The sequence below is a fragment of the Endozoicomonas sp. ALB091 genome, from assembly GCF_049310265.1.
In the GTDB taxonomy this organism is placed as follows: domain Bacteria; phylum Pseudomonadota; class Gammaproteobacteria; order Pseudomonadales; family Endozoicomonadaceae; genus Endozoicomonas.
Window position 1 is genome coordinate 246,278 of the sequence record NZ_JBLYNQ010000007.1, and the last position, 17,368, is coordinate 263,645.

The 17,368-nt window shown below is 50.7% G+C and carries 11 protein-coding genes; 1 reads left to right on the plus strand and 10 read right to left on the minus strand.

The window, feature by feature from the left end:
* Position 1: 1 nt before the first annotated feature.
* The 8 genes from ihfB to ACO6UX_RS13280 all read right to left on the minus strand — a co-directional run bounded on the left by ihfB (position 2) and on the right by ACO6UX_RS13280 (position 11,094).
* Positions 2 to 301, minus strand: coding sequence for an integration host factor subunit beta (gene ihfB, locus ACO6UX_RS13245; protein WP_209199672.1), 300 nt, complete (start codon positions 299 to 301; stop codon positions 2 to 4).
* 340 nt (positions 302 to 641) lie between these two features.
* Complete coding sequence (rpsA, locus tag ACO6UX_RS13250; RefSeq protein WP_101749090.1) at positions 642 to 2,321, minus strand: 30S ribosomal protein S1; 1,680 nt, start codon at positions 2,319 to 2,321, stop codon at positions 642 to 644.
* 256 nt (positions 2,322 to 2,577) lie between these two features.
* Positions 2,578 to 3,273, minus strand: a complete 696-nt coding sequence (gene cmk / locus ACO6UX_RS13255) for a (d)CMP kinase (RefSeq protein ID WP_101749089.1) — start codon at positions 3,271 to 3,273, stop codon at positions 2,578 to 2,580.
* Positions 3,266 to 5,626 carry a bifunctional prephenate dehydrogenase/3-phosphoshikimate 1-carboxyvinyltransferase gene (locus ACO6UX_RS13260; RefSeq protein WP_422448300.1) on the minus strand — a complete coding sequence of 787 codons (2,361 nt, stop codon included), beginning with the start codon at positions 5,624 to 5,626 and terminating at the stop codon, positions 3,266 to 3,268. The genes cmk and ACO6UX_RS13260 overlap by 8 nt, the downstream gene beginning before the upstream one ends.
* Positions 5,627 to 5,637: 11 nt before the next feature.
* Positions 5,638 to 6,753, minus strand: coding sequence for a histidinol-phosphate transaminase (gene hisC, locus ACO6UX_RS13265; RefSeq protein WP_422448302.1), 1,116 nt, complete (start codon positions 6,751 to 6,753; stop codon positions 5,638 to 5,640).
* Between the two features lie 185 nt (positions 6,754 to 6,938).
* Positions 6,939 to 8,318, minus strand: coding sequence for an ankyrin repeat domain-containing protein (locus tag ACO6UX_RS13270; RefSeq protein WP_422448304.1), 1,380 nt, complete (start codon positions 8,316 to 8,318; stop codon positions 6,939 to 6,941).
* Positions 8,319 to 8,578: 260 nt separating this feature from the next.
* Positions 8,579 to 9,907, minus strand: a complete 1,329-nt coding sequence (locus tag ACO6UX_RS13275) for an ankyrin repeat domain-containing protein (RefSeq protein WP_422448306.1) — start codon at positions 9,905 to 9,907, stop codon at positions 8,579 to 8,581.
* A 257-nt stretch (positions 9,908 to 10,164) separates the two neighbouring features.
* Positions 10,165 to 11,094, minus strand: coding sequence for an ankyrin repeat domain-containing protein (locus ACO6UX_RS13280; RefSeq protein ID WP_422448308.1), 930 nt, complete (start codon positions 11,092 to 11,094; stop codon positions 10,165 to 10,167).
* 362 nt (positions 11,095 to 11,456) lie between these two features.
* On the opposite strand from ACO6UX_RS13280, the gene ACO6UX_RS13285 reads away from it, so the two are divergent.
* Complete coding sequence (locus ACO6UX_RS13285; protein ID WP_422448309.1) at positions 11,457 to 14,927, plus strand: hypothetical protein; 3,471 nt, start codon at positions 11,457 to 11,459, stop codon at positions 14,925 to 14,927.
* 177 nt (positions 14,928 to 15,104) lie between these two features.
* On the opposite strand, the gene pheA is transcribed toward ACO6UX_RS13285, so the two are convergent.
* Entirely contained in the window at positions 15,105 to 16,190 is a 1,086-nt protein-coding gene (gene pheA / locus ACO6UX_RS13290; protein ID WP_422448311.1) for a prephenate dehydratase, read from the minus strand.
* Positions 16,190 to 17,320: a 3-phosphoserine/phosphohydroxythreonine transaminase gene (serC, locus tag ACO6UX_RS13295; protein WP_422448313.1), complete on the minus strand. Its 1,131-nt coding sequence runs from the start codon at positions 17,318 to 17,320 to the stop codon at positions 16,190 to 16,192. Before serC ends, pheA begins: the two co-directional genes overlap by 1 nt.
* Positions 17,321 to 17,368: the final 48 nt, after the last annotated feature.

The following is a 17,368-nucleotide window of genomic DNA, read 5'->3' on the forward strand; positions in this document are numbered from 1 at the left end:
ATCAATCCATTTCTGCCTGTAAGCCACGATTCACCCTTTCCCGCAGCTCTTTGCCCGGTTTGAAATGGGGAACATATTTGCCATCAAGGCTCACAGCTTCACCGGTTTTAGGGTTACGCCCGACTCTTGGGGCACGATAATGAAGGGAGAAGCTACCAAACCCCCTGATCTCAACCCGCTCGCCATTGGCCAGCGAATCGGACATTTGCTCAATGATAGCCTTTACAGCTAACTCAATATCCTTGATAGAGAGCTGCGGTTGCAACTCGGCAATCCGCTCAATCAGTTCAGACCGGGTCATCGTCGTTTTTCCTTTCCCTGCCATTCCCGGAATGTCTAAAAGATCCTGCAGACCTTCTTAGACACCGCTTATTGTTTAAATGCGCCTTAAATAACCAGACTGTTTCTACACTAGCTAACCCACACCGAGAAATCAAGCAACCCTTTGATTAGCCCACACATTTCATAAGAATACCTGCCACTTCCTGTTCCCGGCTGAGAGCGAAGCAATACAATGGCTAAATCTCACACAACCTTTTGATCAAAAAAAACCGCGAGGCAAAAGCACTCGCGGTTTTCTTTGCTATCAGTGGCAGTTTTTCAAACAAAAGCACCCCTTGAGCAATCAGGAACAGGATGGATTATTTGTTTTCCATCTGCGCCTTGATCAGATCACCAATGGTGGTCGGACCGGCAGCTTCTTCGTCCTGCTTGGTACGCAACTCTTTCATCGCTGCTTTTTCATCGGCCTGGTCTTTCGCTTTGATCGACAGGCTGATGTTGCGGTTCTTGCGGTCGATGCTGATGATACGAGCTTCGACTTCTTCACCTTCTTTCAGGACGTTAGTTGCGTCTTCAACGCGGTCAACACTGATTTCAGAAGCTTTCAGGGTAGCCAGAACGTCTTCCGCCAGCTCGACAACAGCCGCTTTGGCAGTGACTTCCTTAACGATACCCTTAACAACAGAACCTTTTTCATTCAGGCCAGCGTAGGCATTGAACGGATCTTCAGACAGTTGCTTGATACCCAGGGAGATACGCTCACGCTCAGCGTCAATCGCCAGGATAACCGCTTCTACTTCGTCGCCCTTACGGTACTGACGAACAGCTTCTTCACCGGTTTCGTTCCAGGAGATGTCAGACAGGTGAACCAGACCGTCGATACCACCGTCCAGACCGATAAAGATACCGAAGTCAGTGATAGACTTGATCTTGCCAGCCAGCTTGTCGCCCTTGTTGAAGGAGCCGGAGAAGTCTTCCCATGGGTTGGTCTTGCACTGCTTGATACCCAGAGAAATACGACGACGCTCTTCGTCAATGTCCAGAACCTGAACTTCAACTTCGTCACCCAGGTTAACAACCTTGGATGGGTGAATGTTCTTGTTGGTCCAGTCCATTTCAGAAACGTGTACCAGACCTTCAACACCTTCTTCCAGCTCAACGAAGCAGCCGTAGTCAGTCAGGTTGGTTACGCGGCCAGAAGCACGGGCACCTTCAGGGAAGCGCTTGGTGATAGCAACCCATGGATCTTCACCCAGCTGCTTGAGACCCAGGGATACACGGTTACGGTCACGGTCAAACTTCAGGACCTTAACGTTGATTTCGTCACCAACGTTAACGATTTCGCTAGGATGCTTGATGCGTTTCCAGGCCATGTCAGTGATGTGCAGCAGGCCGTCGACGCCGCCCAGGTCAACGAAGGCACCGTAGTCAGTCAGGTTCTTGACGATACCCTTAACTTCCAGACCTTCCTGCAGAGAGCCCAGCAGCTGCTCACGCTCAGCGCTGTTTTCAGCTTCCAGAACGCTGCGACGGGAAACCACCACGTTGTTACGCTTCTGGTCCAGCTTGATAACCTTGAACTCAAGCTCTTTGCCTTCCAGGTGCGCCGTGTCGCGAACCGGACGAACGTCTACCAGAGAGCCTGGCAGGAACGCACGGATAGTCGCCACGTCAACAGTGAAGCCACCCTTGACCTTGCCACTGATAACACCCTTAACAACGTCTTCAGCTTCGAAGGCTTTTTCCAGTTCCTTCCAGGCTTCCATACGCTTGGCTTTTTCACGGGACAGACGGGTCTCACCGAAACCGTCTTCTACCGCGTCCAGAGCTACCTGGACTTCATCACCAATAGCGATGGTCAGTTCACCGTTCTCATCCTGAAACTGAGCCTTGGGAATAACACCTTCAGACTTCAGGCCAGCATGAACAGTTACCCAGTCACTGTCGATATCAACCACAACACCACTGACAATGGCGCCTGGCTTCATTTCGATTTCTTTCAGGCTCTCTTCAAACAGTTCTGCAAAGCTTTCGCTCATGATTTTTCCTGTGACAGTGTACGCATCTGCAAAGTCCCTGCCTTATCAGCAAAAACCAGCCAATGATAACCGGATAACGTACACTGGTTGTCATCCACACCGCCAGCCGGAGTGGGTTACTTTAATCAGGTTCGAATCTGCAATGCTGGCTTAACGCCAGAAACGAACCTCCAGATAATGTTGAGTGCAACTTATGGCGCACTCAGGTTTGCTGAAGTGGCGAACCCACTTCCCTGGCAGGCTGTCAGGAAAATCCCTAAACCAGCCCTCTCAGGCGCATCTGTTCCAGCACCTTATTGAATACCTCCTGGATACTCATGCGGGTACTGTCGAGAATGATGGCATCATCGGCAGGCTTGAGCGGCGCTACAGCTCTTTGACTATCTCGCTCATCTCTGGCCTGAATATCTGCCAAAAGGCGATCAAAGCTAGCATCAATCCCTTTTTGATGCAACTGGTCATAACGTCTTTTGGCCCGCTCTTCGGCGCTGGCGGTCAGGAAGACTTTCAGCGCCGCATCGGGAAACACCACCGTCCCCATATCACGGCCATCAGCCACCAGACCCGGCAGCTCGGCAAAGTCGCGCTGGCGTTGCAACAGTGCCGCCCGAACACCCGGCAGTGCCGCAACCCTGGAAGCCATGGCACCCACCTCTTCCGTGCGCAGACTGGCACCCACCCGCTCACCTTCAAGAATGATGGTCAGACCTGCGCCTGATTCTGATGGTAAGAACTGAACATCAAGGTGGCCTGCCAAAACCTCCAGGGATGACTCATCGGCAAAATCAACCCCATGATTCATCGCTGCCAGGGCGGTTAACCGATACAACGCCCCACTGTCCAGCAACCTCCAGCCAAGCTCTCTGGCCAGCAGGGCTGCAATCGTTCCCTTGCCAGACCCGCTGGGACCATCAATGGTGACCACTGTCACTGGTGTCTGAGACTCACTCACTGGTATTTACCTTTACCACAATACGCATACCGGCTCGATTGGCCAGGCCTGCAAAATCCGGGAATGAAGTCGCCACATTTGCACAGTCAAGAATGCGAATATCGTCCTTTGCCCGCAGTGCAGCTACTGCGAATGACATGGCAATCCGGTGATCGCCATGGCTGTCAATAGTGCCACCGTTAAATACAGGCTTCCCCTTCTTTTCAGAAGCAGCATTACCGGAACCATTGATCATCATACCATCAGACAATGGTTGTGCATCAATACCCAGGGCAATCAAGCCATCGGCCATGGCCTGAATCCGGTCACTCTCTTTCACCCGAAGCTCACGGGCACCCGTGAGCAGCGTTCTGCCTTCTGCACAGGCTGCTGCAACAAAAAGCACCGGAAATTCATCAATGGCGATGGGCACCAGACGCTCAGGAATATCAATACCCTTCAGCGGCGCGGAACGCACCACCAGGTCGGCCACGGGCTCGCCACCCACAACGGACTCGTTTTCAAGGGTAATATCCGCCCCCATCAGCTGCAGGATCTCAACCACACCAGAACGGGTCGGGTTCATGCCAACATGGCAAAGACGAACCTCTGACCCCTCGGCGATTGAGGCTGCCACCATAAAGAACGCCGCTGAAGACACATCGGAGGGCACATCGATTCGGGTAGCTGTCAGCTTGCCCCCTCCTTTAATCGCGACCCTGCTGCCATCCTCACCATCGACCGAGACCGTATAACCAAAGCCATTCAGCATACGGTTGGTGTGGTCACGAACAATACCCGGAGCAACCGTCACCGTTTCACCATCTGCGTACATGCCCGCCAGCAACAGGCAGGACTGCACCTGGGCCGAAGCCATTGGCAGATGATACTCAATACCCTGCAACCGTCTACCGCCTTTGATCTTCAGTGGTGGGCGACCACCTTCTGAGGTCTCGATGGTGGCACCCATCTGGCCAAGCGGGTCCACCACCCGATTCATGGGGCGACCGGACAGGGAGTGATCACCGGTTAACGTAACATCAAAAGACTGGGCTGCCATCAACCCGGCCATCAAGCGCATGGCAGTACCGGCATTACCGAGATAAAGCGGCCCTTCCGGCGGCTTGAGGCCATGCATGCCAACTCCCTGAATGGTGACCTTGCCAAGATAGGGGCCATCAATCTGAACCCCCATATCCCGAAATGCCTTCAGGGTTGCCAGGGCATCCTCGCCTTCGAGAAACCCTTCAATCACTGTTTCCCCCTCCGCCAGGGCACCGAGCATGATGGAACGATGAGAGATAGACTTATCTCCGGGAACACGCAACTCACCGGAGATAGATCCTCCCGGGCTGGCAATAAATGTCTGGGTACTTTCTTTCATAGTGTCCATAACGTCTTTATCTGAATCTTCACCTTCAATCAGCACAGAGCCCGAAAAACCAGACGTCATGACAGAATCAGGCAATGGCTTCACCCGCTGCTTCCTGCTCTCCAGCAGAGAAGAGAAATGCTGACGCGCTGATTGCGCACGACTGAATATTCCCAGCAGCGACTGACTGTTTTTCTGCACAATCGCTTCCCGGAGTACCTGAAGGCCCTCGGTAAATTCATCCAGCGCTTCCAGCACCGCCTGATGATTACCCAGCGCCACATCATGCCACATAATAGGATCACTGCCAGCGATCCGGGTAAAATCCCGAAAGCCGCCCGCAGCAAAGCGAAAAATATCCTGATTATCCGGATTCCCGGCCAGCGTATCCACCAGTGAGAACGCCAGGAAATGGGGAAGATGGCTGGTCTTTGCCAGAACCTCATCATGATGACAGGGATCCATACTGGTGACCACTGCCCCACAGGCCTCCCAAAGCATCCTGACCTTTGCCAGTGCCAGAGAGTCGGTATTTGCCAACGGGGTCAGGATGACATCATGGGCCTGAAACAGGGTAGCTTTTGCGGCACCAACACCACTTTTTTCCGACCCCGCAATTGGATGGCCGGGTACCAGCCAGGAGGGAACTTTGCCAAAAACCTCATGGGTGGCATCCAGCAGCGCTTTTTTACTGGACCCCGCATCGGTAATCACTTTTTCAGCAGGAACGCCATCGGGCAAAAAGGAAGATAGCTGCGCAAGAACGGGCTTCATTGCCAGCATGGGCACGGCCAGCATAATCACATCAGCAGCGGCAACACCGGCGGAGAGGCTTTCGCAGCCATAATCAATGATCCCGAGCGCCTCGGCCTCTTCCAGTGAGGCTTTATTCTGGTCATAACCATACACTTGCCGACACGCACCGGCAGACTTTACCGCCGCTGCAAAAGATCCCCCGATCAGGCCCAACCCAACCACCAGCAGTGTATCAACTGTTTTCACAAACGCACTCCTTACGACGACTGACCAAGAACCTGGCTCAGCGCTTCCAGACAACGACGATTTTCTTCCGGCAAACCAATGGAAATACGGAGGTGCTCAGGCATGCCGTAATTGGCCACTGGCCGAACAATAATGCCTTTGGACAACAACCCTTCATAGACCGACATGGCATTCCGCTTGAGATCGACGGTGATAAAATTACCCGATGAAGGGATCCAGTTCAGCCCAAGGTCGGCAAACCCCTGCTCCAGGAATGCCATCCCCTGCTGATTAATCTCAATGGACTGCTGCAGATAAGCTTCATCCTTCAGTGCGGCAACCGCACCGAACTGAGCAGGAAGATTCAGGTTAAATGGCTGCCTCAAACGGTTCAGCACATCGGCTATTTCAGGATTGGATATCGAGTAACCGACCCGGGCCCCCGCCAGCCCATAAGCCTTGGAGAAGGTTCGGGTCACCACCAGATTGGGATAGCGGTCAAGCAGGTCGATACCATCAGGCAGGTCACCACCCACCCCATACTCAAAATAGGCCTCATCAAGGACAACGATCACCTCTTTTGGCACCTTACCCAGAAAACCCAGCAGATCCTGTTCACTAAAGCTGGTACCGGTGGGATTATTAGGATTTGCCAGGAAGACAATCCGGGTATTGGCCTGAATCGCTTCCGCCATGGCATCCAGATCATGACCATAGTTCAGCGCTGGAACCACAACACTCTCAGCACCGACGGCCTTCACAGCCAGAGGATAAACAACGAAAGCATACTGAGAAAAAACCGCAGAACTGCTGGTATCCAGAAACGACTCCGCCAGAAGCACCAGCACATCATTGGACCCATTGCCCAGGGTTAATTGCTCCGGTGCTACCTTCAGTTTTTCTGCCAGCGCCTGTTTTAACTGATAACTGCTGCCATCGGGATAACGGGCCAGCTCTGCCAGGGATTCGGCCATTGCTTTCAGCGCAGCAGGTGGTGGCCCCAGAGGGTTTTCATTACTGGCCAGTTTGACAATATCCTCAACCTTCAAGCCCTGCTCCCTGGCAAGCTCCTCAATAGGCTTGCCTGGTTGATAAGGACTCATTCCTCTTACTCCGGGTACCGCCAGCTGCAGAAAATCACAGGACATAATTTGACCTTCAGTTGGGTTATTAAACTTGAAAACGGGCTCTCTCATTTCAGCCGATGAAAAAGCCATTTCAACTCGTGGCAATTTTTATTGATTATGGAAAATTTCAGCGGTAATACGCTTTTCGGGCAAAAACAGCCTGAAAATGTTGTTATCAGCTTCAACTATTGTCAAGAAGATAATCCCTAGGGAAGTTTAAGTACTGACGACAAATACAGTCCCTGGTTATAGATAAGTTCCCAACTCAGGGGCCTATAGAGATAGGCTTTCAGCGTCGGATCCAGCGGCAGATCCTGCACCGATTCCGACAACGGTTGCCCGGTATTTTTCCGGTGTTCAACCAGGCGCGAGCGGATAGCGGTGCGAGCGCAGGCCTGAAGTGAGTGGGGCTGAAAATTACACGGAATAAGGCAACTCCTTCTGCCAGTCAGTCTGCGATTACATCTGGCACCTGAATCCAACAGAGCTTTTAAGCCTTCGTTGCTGCCACCTATAACGTCCAACGGTGTCACGCCCCTGCTGTTTTTTGCGTTATAGTTGGCCCCCTCAGCCAGCAGCACTTTTATTTTCTTGCCGAAAGCCCCCATTGCCGCTTTATGCAACGGGGTCCATTGCCTGTTACCAGCTCTGGCTTCAAGGTTGGCCCCTTCAGACAGCAGCACACCGATATGCCGCAGGTCGCATCCACCATTACCAGCCGCATGGTGCAATGGCGTCCAGCCTAATTGATCAGTAGCCTCAAGATCGGCACCCGCGGCCAATAGTGCCTTGATCACCTCCGGCTCGTAAGCACCTGAAACCGCTAAAAGTAATGGCGTTGCCTGATAATTATCCCTGGCCTCAATATCGGCTCCCCAGGCCAGAAGCTCTTTCACAGCCCCATGGCTACGTGCCTCATGCAACGGAGTCTGGCCATAGTTATTGCGGGCTTTAACACTGGCACCTGCGACCAGAAGCGCCTTTAATTCTTCCAGATTGTATTGAACCGCCAGTGGCGTGTCTCCGTTATTATCCCTGGCCTCAATATCGGCACCCCGGGCCAGAAGCTCTTTCACAATCGCCTGGCTACGGACATTATGCAACGGAGTTCGACCAAGACGATTGCGGGCATTAACGCTGGCACCTGCGACCAGAAGTGCCTTTACAGCCCCAAAGCCGCCTCGATAAGAAACCACAGACATCAGTGGAGTCTCTTCACACCAGCCTTTGGCCTCAATATCAGCTCCCCTGACCAAAAGCGCTTTCACAATCGCCTGGCTACGGGCCTCATGCAACGGAGTTCGATAATCACGATCGCAGACATTAACTCTGGCCCCTGCGTCCAGAAGAACGTTGACAACATCCGGATTTTCCGACATTACCGCCAGCAACAGCGGGGTTCTGCCCGCCCGGTCCCTGGACTCAATATCAGCCCCCTGTTCCAGCAACGCCTTCACCGATGCCAGATCTCCATGACTGGCTGCATCAAGCAAATGAAAATTACTGTCGTTTAATATTTCGCTAATTTGCTGCGCTTTCAGTGTTTGCTTATCGCCTGGTTCAGACCTGCTTGATGGGGTATTCATCAATAGCTCCAACAAATTATTGTCAAAAAGATAATCTCAGGAGGAGTTCAAATACCGACGATTAAAACAAGTAGTCGCTGATTATAGACAAGGAATTGTCCTTAAATAATTCCGACATTTTAAACTCGGTCTCCGTTCATCCTGAGCGGAGTCGAAGGGTGACTGGCACGATAATCGAGGCCGGAGTACACGCCCTTCGACAGGCTCAGGACGAACGGAGTTTGAGGCTCAGAAATGTCGGAATTATTTCGGGCCAATTCCTAAATTCCCATGAGAGGCTTATAGAGATAGGCTTTCAGCGTCGGATCCAGCGGCAGATCCTGCACCGATTCTGACAACGGTTGTCCGGTATTTTTCCGGTGTTTAACCAGGCGCGAGCGGATAGCGGAACGGGCGCAGGACTGAAGTGATTGGGGCTGAAAACTAACCGGCTCATCATCCGAGTCAATGTTGTCAAATCTGCCAGTCGCTGCCAGCAGGTCGTCCATTTTGTCAATTCTGCCCATGGCCACACCCAGCGGTGTACTCCCATGCCTATCTCGCGCCTTATAGTTGGCACCCTCAGCCACCAATAATTGGACTTTCTTGCCCGAAGCACTTAATGCTGCTTCATGCAACGGGGTATATCGTGTAATTTTTTGCCTGGCTTCAAGATTGGCCCCCTCGGACAGAAGCACCTCCATATACCGCAAGTCGTGACGCATATCGCCAGCCGCAAGATGCAATGGTGTCCGTTGAAATTCATCAGCAGCCTCAATATTGGCACCTGCGAACAGAAGCGCCTTGGCCGCCTCAAATTTGCCATAAATAATAATCGCACAAATTAGTGGTGTTGCTTTATCATTATCCTTGGCCTCAATGTCGGCACCCCAGGCCAGCAGCTCGTTCACAATCTCACTGCTCCTGGCCTTATGCAACGGAGTCCGGCCTAAATCATCCCGGGCATTAACGCAGGCACCTGCGGCCAAAAGTACCTTTAACTCCTCCAGACTGTCTTGATGACAAGCCGAAAACAGTGGAGTTTCTCCGGTATGATCCCTGGCCTCAATATCGGCTCCCCAAGCCAGAAGTTCTTTCACAACCTCCTGGCTATGGGCAAAATGCAACGGAGTTCGACCAAGACGATTGCGGGCATTAACGCTGGCACCTGCGACCAGAAGTGCCTTTACAGCCCCAAAGCTGCCTGGATTAGAAACCACAGACATCAGCGGAGTTCCGTTACACCTGCTCTTGGCCTCAATATCAGCACCCCTGTCCAGCAGCGCTTCCACTGTCTCTTTGCTACGAGCCTTATGCAGCGGAGTTTCACCAACATCATCGCGGGCATCAATATTGGCACCTGCATCCAGAAGAACGTTGAAAACTTCCGGGTTTTCCGACATTACCGCCAGAAACAGCGGGGTTCTGCCCGCCCGGTCCCTGGACTCAATATCAGCCCCCTGTTGCAGCAACGCCTTCACCGATGCCAGATCTCCATGACTGGCTGCATCAAGCAAATTAAAATTACTGTCGTTTAATATTTCGCTAATTTGCTGCGCTTTCAGTGTTTGCTTATCGCCTGGTTCAGACCTGCTTGATGAGTTATTCATCAATAGCTCCAACAAATTATTGTCAAAAAGATAATTTCAGGAGGAGTTTAAATACCGACGATTAAAAGTAGTCGCTGGTTATAGACAAGGAATTGTCCTTAAATAATTCCGACATTTTAAACTCGGTCTCCGTTCATCCTGAGCGGAGTCGAAGGGTGACTGGCACGATAATCGAGGCCGGAGTACACGCCCTTCGACAGGCTCAGGACGAACGGAGTTTGAGGCTCAGAAATGTCGGAATTATTTCGGGCCAATTCCTAAATTCCCATGAGGGGCTTATAAAGATAGGATTTCTGCGTCGGACCCAGCGGCAGATCCTGTACCGATTCTGACAACGGTTGTCCGGTATTTTTCCGGTGTTTAACCAGGCGCGAGCGGATAGCGGTACGGGCGCAGGCCTGAAGTGATTGGGGCTGAAAACTAACCGGCTTATTATCCGAATCGATACTGTCAAACCTGCCGACCGCTGCCATCAGTTCGTTCATTTTGTCAATTCTGCCCATGGCCAAATGCAACGGTGTTCTCCTATTCCAATCTAGCGCCTTATAGTTGGCACCCTCAGCCACCAATACTTGTACTTTCTTGCCCGAACCACTAAATACTGCTTCATGCAGCGGGGTGTATTGTGTAGTTCTTTCCCTGGCTTCAAGATTGGCTCCCTCGGACAGAAGTACCTCCATATACCGCAAGTCGGAGCACTTAGAGATAGCCGCAAGATGCAATGGTGTCCGTTGAAATTCATCAGCAGCCTCAATATTGGCACCTGCGAACAGAAGCGCCTTGGCCGCCTCCAGTCTGTCATGATGTGTAATCGCACACATTAGTGGCGTTGCTTTATCATTATCCCTGGCCTCAATATCGGCTCCCCAAGCCAGCAGCTCGTTGACAATCTCACGGCTACGGGCTTTGTGCAACGGAGTTTGACCATAACAATCGCGGGCATTAAGGCAAGCACCTGCAGCCAGAATAACGTTGAGAACTTCCGGGTTTTCCGACATTACCGCACGAAATAGCGGGGTTTTGCCAGACCAGTCCCTGGCCTCAATATCAGCCCCCTGATCCAACATCGCCTTCACCGATCCCAGGTCGCCATTCCCAGCCGCCTTGAGCAGATTTTTGTCCTCCGGGGACAGTTCGTCTGCTGCGCCAAACAGAGCATTTGTAACGACTCTCAACAGTGTCATCATAACGACTTCCACATCGTCCAGTGTTTGGTTAACGCCGGGACAAGACTGCTTTCTGGATCGTCAGCTCCAGCTATTACTGCCAGGAAGACAGTCTCGTGAGGCGTTTAAGTAATGACGACTGAACTTTTTTTCTGTCCGATCGTCTAAATCATTTGTACGGCTTTTTCAGTGCTAATTCTCCAAGCCAGGCATAACAATTTAATGCAGGAGCAATTGCTGCACAGCACAGATTATTACCGGACAGCCTCCCGGAGAGTTTGGCATATTCATTATGCAGGGTGACCGAAAACACGGATTACCAATCCCTATTAACAGCCGTGTGCCGCTGGACATTGAACAATGAAAATTTTGGAGACAGTTTCATGATTAATTCAACCGGTCATCAACCGATCCCTCCATCTGATCCACCTGCCAGGCTCCCGGGATTGGCAGACCACGGGCCATCAAGCCGTTATTCGTCAATTTCCCCTTTTGCCGGAAAGCGTGTCGCCGTTGCCGGGGGCGGCTCTGAACCCATTGAGCCAGCATCATCAACATCTGCAATTGCCATATCTGCACGGAGTCTTGAATCCGGCTTTGCCTCTGACCCACTGCCTGCAAAACAACCGGGTGACTTTGTCAAATGGGGAGAGTTGGACCAGCAAATCAGAGAAAGCCTAACGTTCTTCAATGTGTATGTGTTCGCTATTTATCTGGATCTTCCGTTAAATCAATTATTTAAACTCGAGCAAAAATTTCCGAATCAGCATGATGCAACTACACCTTTTCATCTGCTGGAAGATTTTTTAACTCTGGAAAATCATAAGTTAACCTATGAACAATGGCTCATAGTGCTGGCGAATACCTCAAGACCAGAACTGGTGAAATTGTATTGTGAAAAGTCGGGTGTTGCCATTGACCAGAGTCAGTTCCTGTCTGACTGGCCTGCCTGTGTACAGGCTGCAGATAATGATGCTGCGCTAAATCACAAGCTGAATATTTTCAAGCTGATCAAGATCTTTCAAATAGAAAAACGCCCTTTTTTTTATAATATTCCGACGGCAACATTAGCCTATGCTGCCGGATACCCGGACCTGATGGATGATCAGGATATTAAACAATGCTTTGACGTAGCAAACTTTTATGTAAACACACTCCTGTTTAAGAAAATCCTGGATAAACACGGTGGGAGCATTACCACAAATGAAATAGTTAAAATAATGCACAATCCTGAGATTATGATTATCAGCTGCGCGTACCGCCTCATTGAATCGCTGAAAGGCAACACCATACCTTTTTTCCGCAGCCATAACTTAAGCTGGAATAAGCAGATTGTCGATCTGACATTCCAGGTTTCAGTGCTTGGGATAAACGCTGAACATTTGGGCCGGGCACTGGGGGTACCGTTGCATATCATCCAGAAAATTGTTGATAGAGATTATAACTTGGTAAGCAATCAAGAAATGTTCGATGATTTATTCAATCAAGCAATCCTTTGCTCACCCCGACTCACACCCGGGCACATTATCCATGCACTGCGGGAAGCAGGCAGTGCCAGTGGTTGTCGCGAAGAGTTAGAAAAATGGATAGAAAAGGATAAAAAATCAGACAAAAGGAATACATGTTTACCCTGGCTAAACGAATTCACTCCTGAAGAGTTACCTGAACTCAAACCACTCTATCGGCCGGAAGATGACAACTCTAACGGGATTGTCAGTTCGCAACCGTTGACCCTGGATTTTTTGCGTAACCTGCCATTAAGCCATAACTGGTTTTTGATTGGTTTAACCATGGGGCTGTCAGGGGATGAGCTGGAAAGGATTGGTTCCAGAACGATCTTTGAAAACGGTGCGCCAGACAAAAAAAGGCTGAGCCTTGCAGCTCCGGAATTATCCCGAACACTGGTTCTAAAGAGGTTGGAAACAGGTCATCTTTACCAGGCACTGAAGATTCTGGATGATCAGGCAACACTGGCTTACTTTCCAAAGCATGCGGATGACCAACCTGAAAAAAAATTACCCGGGAAGATCGCTAAAGCCACCAGACAGGGACAATTAATGGCCCGGGTTGTTCCTTATTTCGGTTCGGAAAGCATAAAATTTCTCAACGCTATGATGAGCACAGTTGCAACAAGTCGAATTACTTTCAAATCATTGAAAAGGCCACCCACTGTCAATCCAGCTACTGAATCGCCCCCCCCGAAGTCAGTAAAAACAGAGCCTTCCATTGTTAATGCAAACAACGTCGCCCCGATGCTTGAACGGAGTGTCATCTCCGGCACTGAATATTCCCGGTTGCCTGACACACCACTGGACGGCACTGTATACTGGAATAATTTGGGCGATAAATTTACCCGGGGCATATCACCCGAGGACCAGGTACTGTTTGCCATATATCTGGGATTTCCAATAGCCGATATTGCCAACATTTTAGAAACTGCAAGTCATCAGCAATATGCACAGGCTAACTATTTATCCCTGCCTGTCGTCAATCGACAAGATAAAGCAATCATGGAAAAACTGCTGATAACCCATAAAAAACTGCATACAATGCTGTTGGGTATTTCAAGATTTGATCTGGTTAATTTGCACTGTAAAGATTTTGGTATTGTATTTGACCAGAGTCGGCTCGGGACTCAATCGCCTCCCTTTGTAGAGACTGTTGATGCCAATGCTGAGCTGGATTATCAGCTGGATTTCTTCAAGTTACATAAGATCGTCAAAAAAGATGACTATCAGGTTTGCACAGTTCCGAAGGCAACAATTGCCTTTGCGGCCGGATATCCGGAACTGATGATGGATCAGGATCTGCAATCTATCCCAAAAAGAGTCAACCGATTTTCAACCATGATTTTGATGAAGAGGATTCTGGACAAACAAGGGGGGGTCATGACCACAAATGAGCTGGTAAAAATAATGAGCCACCCTGAGATTATGGCCATCCGTTGTGCACATCGTTTCATTGAGGCCTTAAGAGGTCATCCAGTGACTTTTAGCCTTGTAAATGAAGGCAATTTGTCTAGACAAATGCTTTGTTTGGCTAACGGAATTGCAAAGATCAAGATACCTGCTGACGCCATTGGTAATGCCCTTGGGGTGTCATTGCCAATAATCCAGAGCATTCTCAAGGAATCATTTGTTGATGAAGCCGACCATGATCAGATATACGAACTACTGCTTGCAGCAACTCATTGTCAGCCCGGGCTGCTGACTCCGGCACATATCTTATATGCTCTACGCGAAGCTGCAGGACCCAGACTGGAAGGAAAGTTAAATCGCTACATTGCAATTAACAGAAAGAAATTGTCTTTATTTCTGGAGCCCGTTCTGGAGCCCGGTTCTGAGCAGCCCCCTGTCATCAAACCACTCTATCGCCAGGATGATGACAGCTCTGTCACCACGACCAGTTCACTACCGCTAACCCCGGATTTTCTGCGCCGTTTACCATTGAGCCATAACTGGTTTTTGATTGGTTTAGCCATGGGATTACCCGTGGATGAGTTACGGGAAATGGACCAAAAGACCAGAGATAAAAATAATGAGGTTAAGCAAGCGAAGCAGAGCATTGCAGCCTGTTACCTGTCCCATAAACTTGCGGAACTGGGTAAGAGGGGCGTAGAAACAGGTCACCTCTTTCGGGTATTGCACAATTTGGATGATCAGATAGCACTGCATTATTTTCCGGAGCATCTGTCAGCTGCGCCTGAAAAAGAATTACCAGTGGACATTGCTAACGCCATGGAACAGGCACAATCTGCACTCAAGTTGCTCAACACAGTTGATCAAAAAGAGTTGGAAAAAATTCTGTCTGGTTACAATCGTTATAATCAGATGGAACTAGAGTTCTGGATGTAGGCCGGAAATGCCTCCCGTGGAAATCCCCAAGTAAGGCAGGTAGCAACCTGCCCTGCACTTTGACCGCAAGCATATTTTGTGCAGGGTGGTAGAAAAGTTAGCTTATAAGGCTCATCACCGGTCATGAGCCTTGGGCATTTAACCGCCATCATCCCTGCCCGCTTAATACAACAACGATCAGAGAACACCCTTGGGGTAAGAACCAAGCACACGGAGGTCATTGGCACGCTCACCCAGCTTCTCCAGCACCTTGCCAACGACAGGGTCATCCTGATGACCTTCAAAATCCACAAAAAACACATAGTTCCAGATGCCGGTTCTGGATGGGCGGGTCTCAACCCGTGTCAGGTCGATATTGTGCACATGGAAAGGCTCAAGAATCGCATGGAGCGCACCCGGCTGGTTGCGCATACTGATGACCACTGACGTTTTGTCATCACCACTGGGTGGAACCGGCTGATTGCCAATGATCAAAAACCGGGTTGAGTTATCAGGACGGTCTTCAATTTTCTCGGCAATTTTTTCCAGACCATACATTTCTGCCGCCATATCACCGGCAATGGCCGCAGAATTCCACTCACCCTTGACCCGCTTCGCTGCTTCTGCGTTGGAGCTGACCGCTACCCGCTCGGCCATGGGCCAGTGGGAGTCCAGCCACTTGCGACACTGGGCAAACGACTGGGCATGGGAGTAGATGCGGGTAATATGATCCCGCCGGGTGTTTTCTGAAATCATCATGTGTTGATGGATGCGCAGTACCACTTCACCACAGATCTTCAGTGAAGAGTCCAGAAAGCTGTCCAGGGTATGACTGACCACACCTTCCGTGGAGTTTTCCACCGGCACCACACCATAGTTGACCGCACCGGCAGCCACTTCCCGGAATACCTCATCAATGGCCGCCATGGGCACGCAAACCGCAGAGTGGCCAAAGTGCTTCAGGGAAGCCTGCTGGGTAAATGTGCCTTCCGGCCCCAGAAAAGCCACCTTGACCGGCTCTTCCAACGCCAGACAGGCGGACATGATTTCACGAAACAGACGGGCCATCTCTTCGTCATTCAAAGGCCCGTCATTTTTCTTCATGATATTACGAAGTACCTGGGCTTCGCGCTCAGGTCGGTAAAACACAGCAGAGGGGTCAGCTTCTGTTTTTACACGGGCCACTTCCCGGGCACATCGCGCACGTTCGCTGATCAGATCAAGGATTTGCTGATCCAGCGAATCAATTTGAATTCGCAACTGCCCCAACTTCTCTTCTGCCATTATCCATACCGCCGTTCAAATTCTTTCATGAAGTCAATAAGAGCAGCCACATGCTGCTCTGGCACTGCATTATAGATACTTGCCCGCATACCGCCTACTGCCTTGTGCCCTTTCAGATAACGAAAGCCTGCCTGTTCGGACTCGGCAAGGAACGTTGCATCCAGCTCCGGGTTGATCAGTGTAAACGGCACATTCATGCGGGAGCGCCACTTTGGGTCCACCGGGTTCTGATAAAAACCGGAGCCATCAATCTGAGCGTACAGCTTGTTGGCCTTGCGCTGATTGAGCGCATTGATCGCTGCAAGCCCACCCTGTTTTTTCAGCCATTTAAAGACCAGACCGGCTAGATACCAGGCAAAGGTTGGTGGCGTGTTGTACATGGAATCATTGCCCGCCTGCAGTTTATAGTCCAGCACCGCAGGACACATCAATGAACCGCGCTCCAACAGGTCTTCACGAACAATCACCACGGTAAGACCGGCCGGACCAATATTCTTCTGGGCACCGGCATAAATAACACCAAACTTGCTGACATCAAGCGGGCCGGACAGGATATTGGAAGACATATCCGCCACCAGCGGCACATCACCGGTCTCCGGTATAAAGGAAAACTCAAGACCACCGATGGTCTCATTGGGCGTGTAGTGCAAATAAGCGGCATCTTTACTTATCCGCCACTGGTCTTCGGCAGGCATCGCATTAAAGCCCCTGTCCTTGCCATCAGCAACAATATTCACATCCAGGTAGCGCTGGGCTTCTTTAATAGCTGACTGGGACCAGTAACCACTGTTGACATAGTCAGCAAAAACCTTGTCTCCCTTAAGGTTCAGTGGCACCGCCGCAAACTGCCCCCGGGCTCCCCCTTGCAGAAAAAGCACCTTGTAGTTATCAGGGATCTTCAACAGATCACGCAGGTCTTTTTCGGCCCCATGGGCAACCGCGAGAAACTCCTTGCCCCGATGGCTCACTTCCATCACCGAAGCGCCCACGTCCTGCCAGTTCATCATCTCATCCCGGGCCTGCTGCAGCACCTCATAGGGAATCGGTGCAGGTCCGGCTGAAAAGTTGTAAACCCGATTATCCAGCTGCGCCAGAACATCATTTACACCATCTGTTACACAAGGCTTCACAATGACTCCCTCGCCACTAAACGGCGGTTTACCCCGGTCATTACCGAC

What these genes read in the sequence shown, in the direction of transcription:
- ACO6UX_RS13285 (WP_422448309.1), top strand. Translation starts at nt 11,457, where the DNA reads ATGATTAATTCAACCGGTCATCAACCGATCCCTCCATCTGATCCACCT.
- ihfB (WP_209199672.1), bottom strand. Translation starts at nt 301, where the DNA reads ATGACCCGGTCTGAACTGATTGAGCGGATTGCCGAGTTGCAACCGCAG.
- rpsA (WP_101749090.1), bottom strand. Translation starts at nt 2,321, where the DNA reads ATGAGCGAAAGCTTTGCAGAACTGTTTGAAGAGAGCCTGAAAGAAATC.
- ACO6UX_RS13270 (WP_422448304.1), bottom strand. Translation starts at nt 8,318, where the DNA reads ATGAATACCCCATCAAGCAGGTCTGAACCAGGCGATAAGCAAACACTG.
- ACO6UX_RS13275 (WP_422448306.1), bottom strand. Translation starts at nt 9,907, where the DNA reads ATGAATAACTCATCAAGCAGGTCTGAACCAGGCGATAAGCAAACACTG.
- pheA (WP_422448311.1), bottom strand. Translation starts at nt 16,190, where the DNA reads ATGGCAGAAGAGAAGTTGGGGCAGTTGCGAATTCAAATTGATTCGCTG.
- ACO6UX_RS13280 (WP_422448308.1), bottom strand. Translation starts at nt 11,094, where the DNA reads ATGATGACACTGTTGAGAGTCGTTACAAATGCTCTGTTTGGCGCAGCA.
- hisC (WP_422448302.1), bottom strand. Translation starts at nt 6,753, where the DNA reads ATGTCCTGTGATTTTCTGCAGCTGGCGGTACCCGGAGTAAGAGGAATG.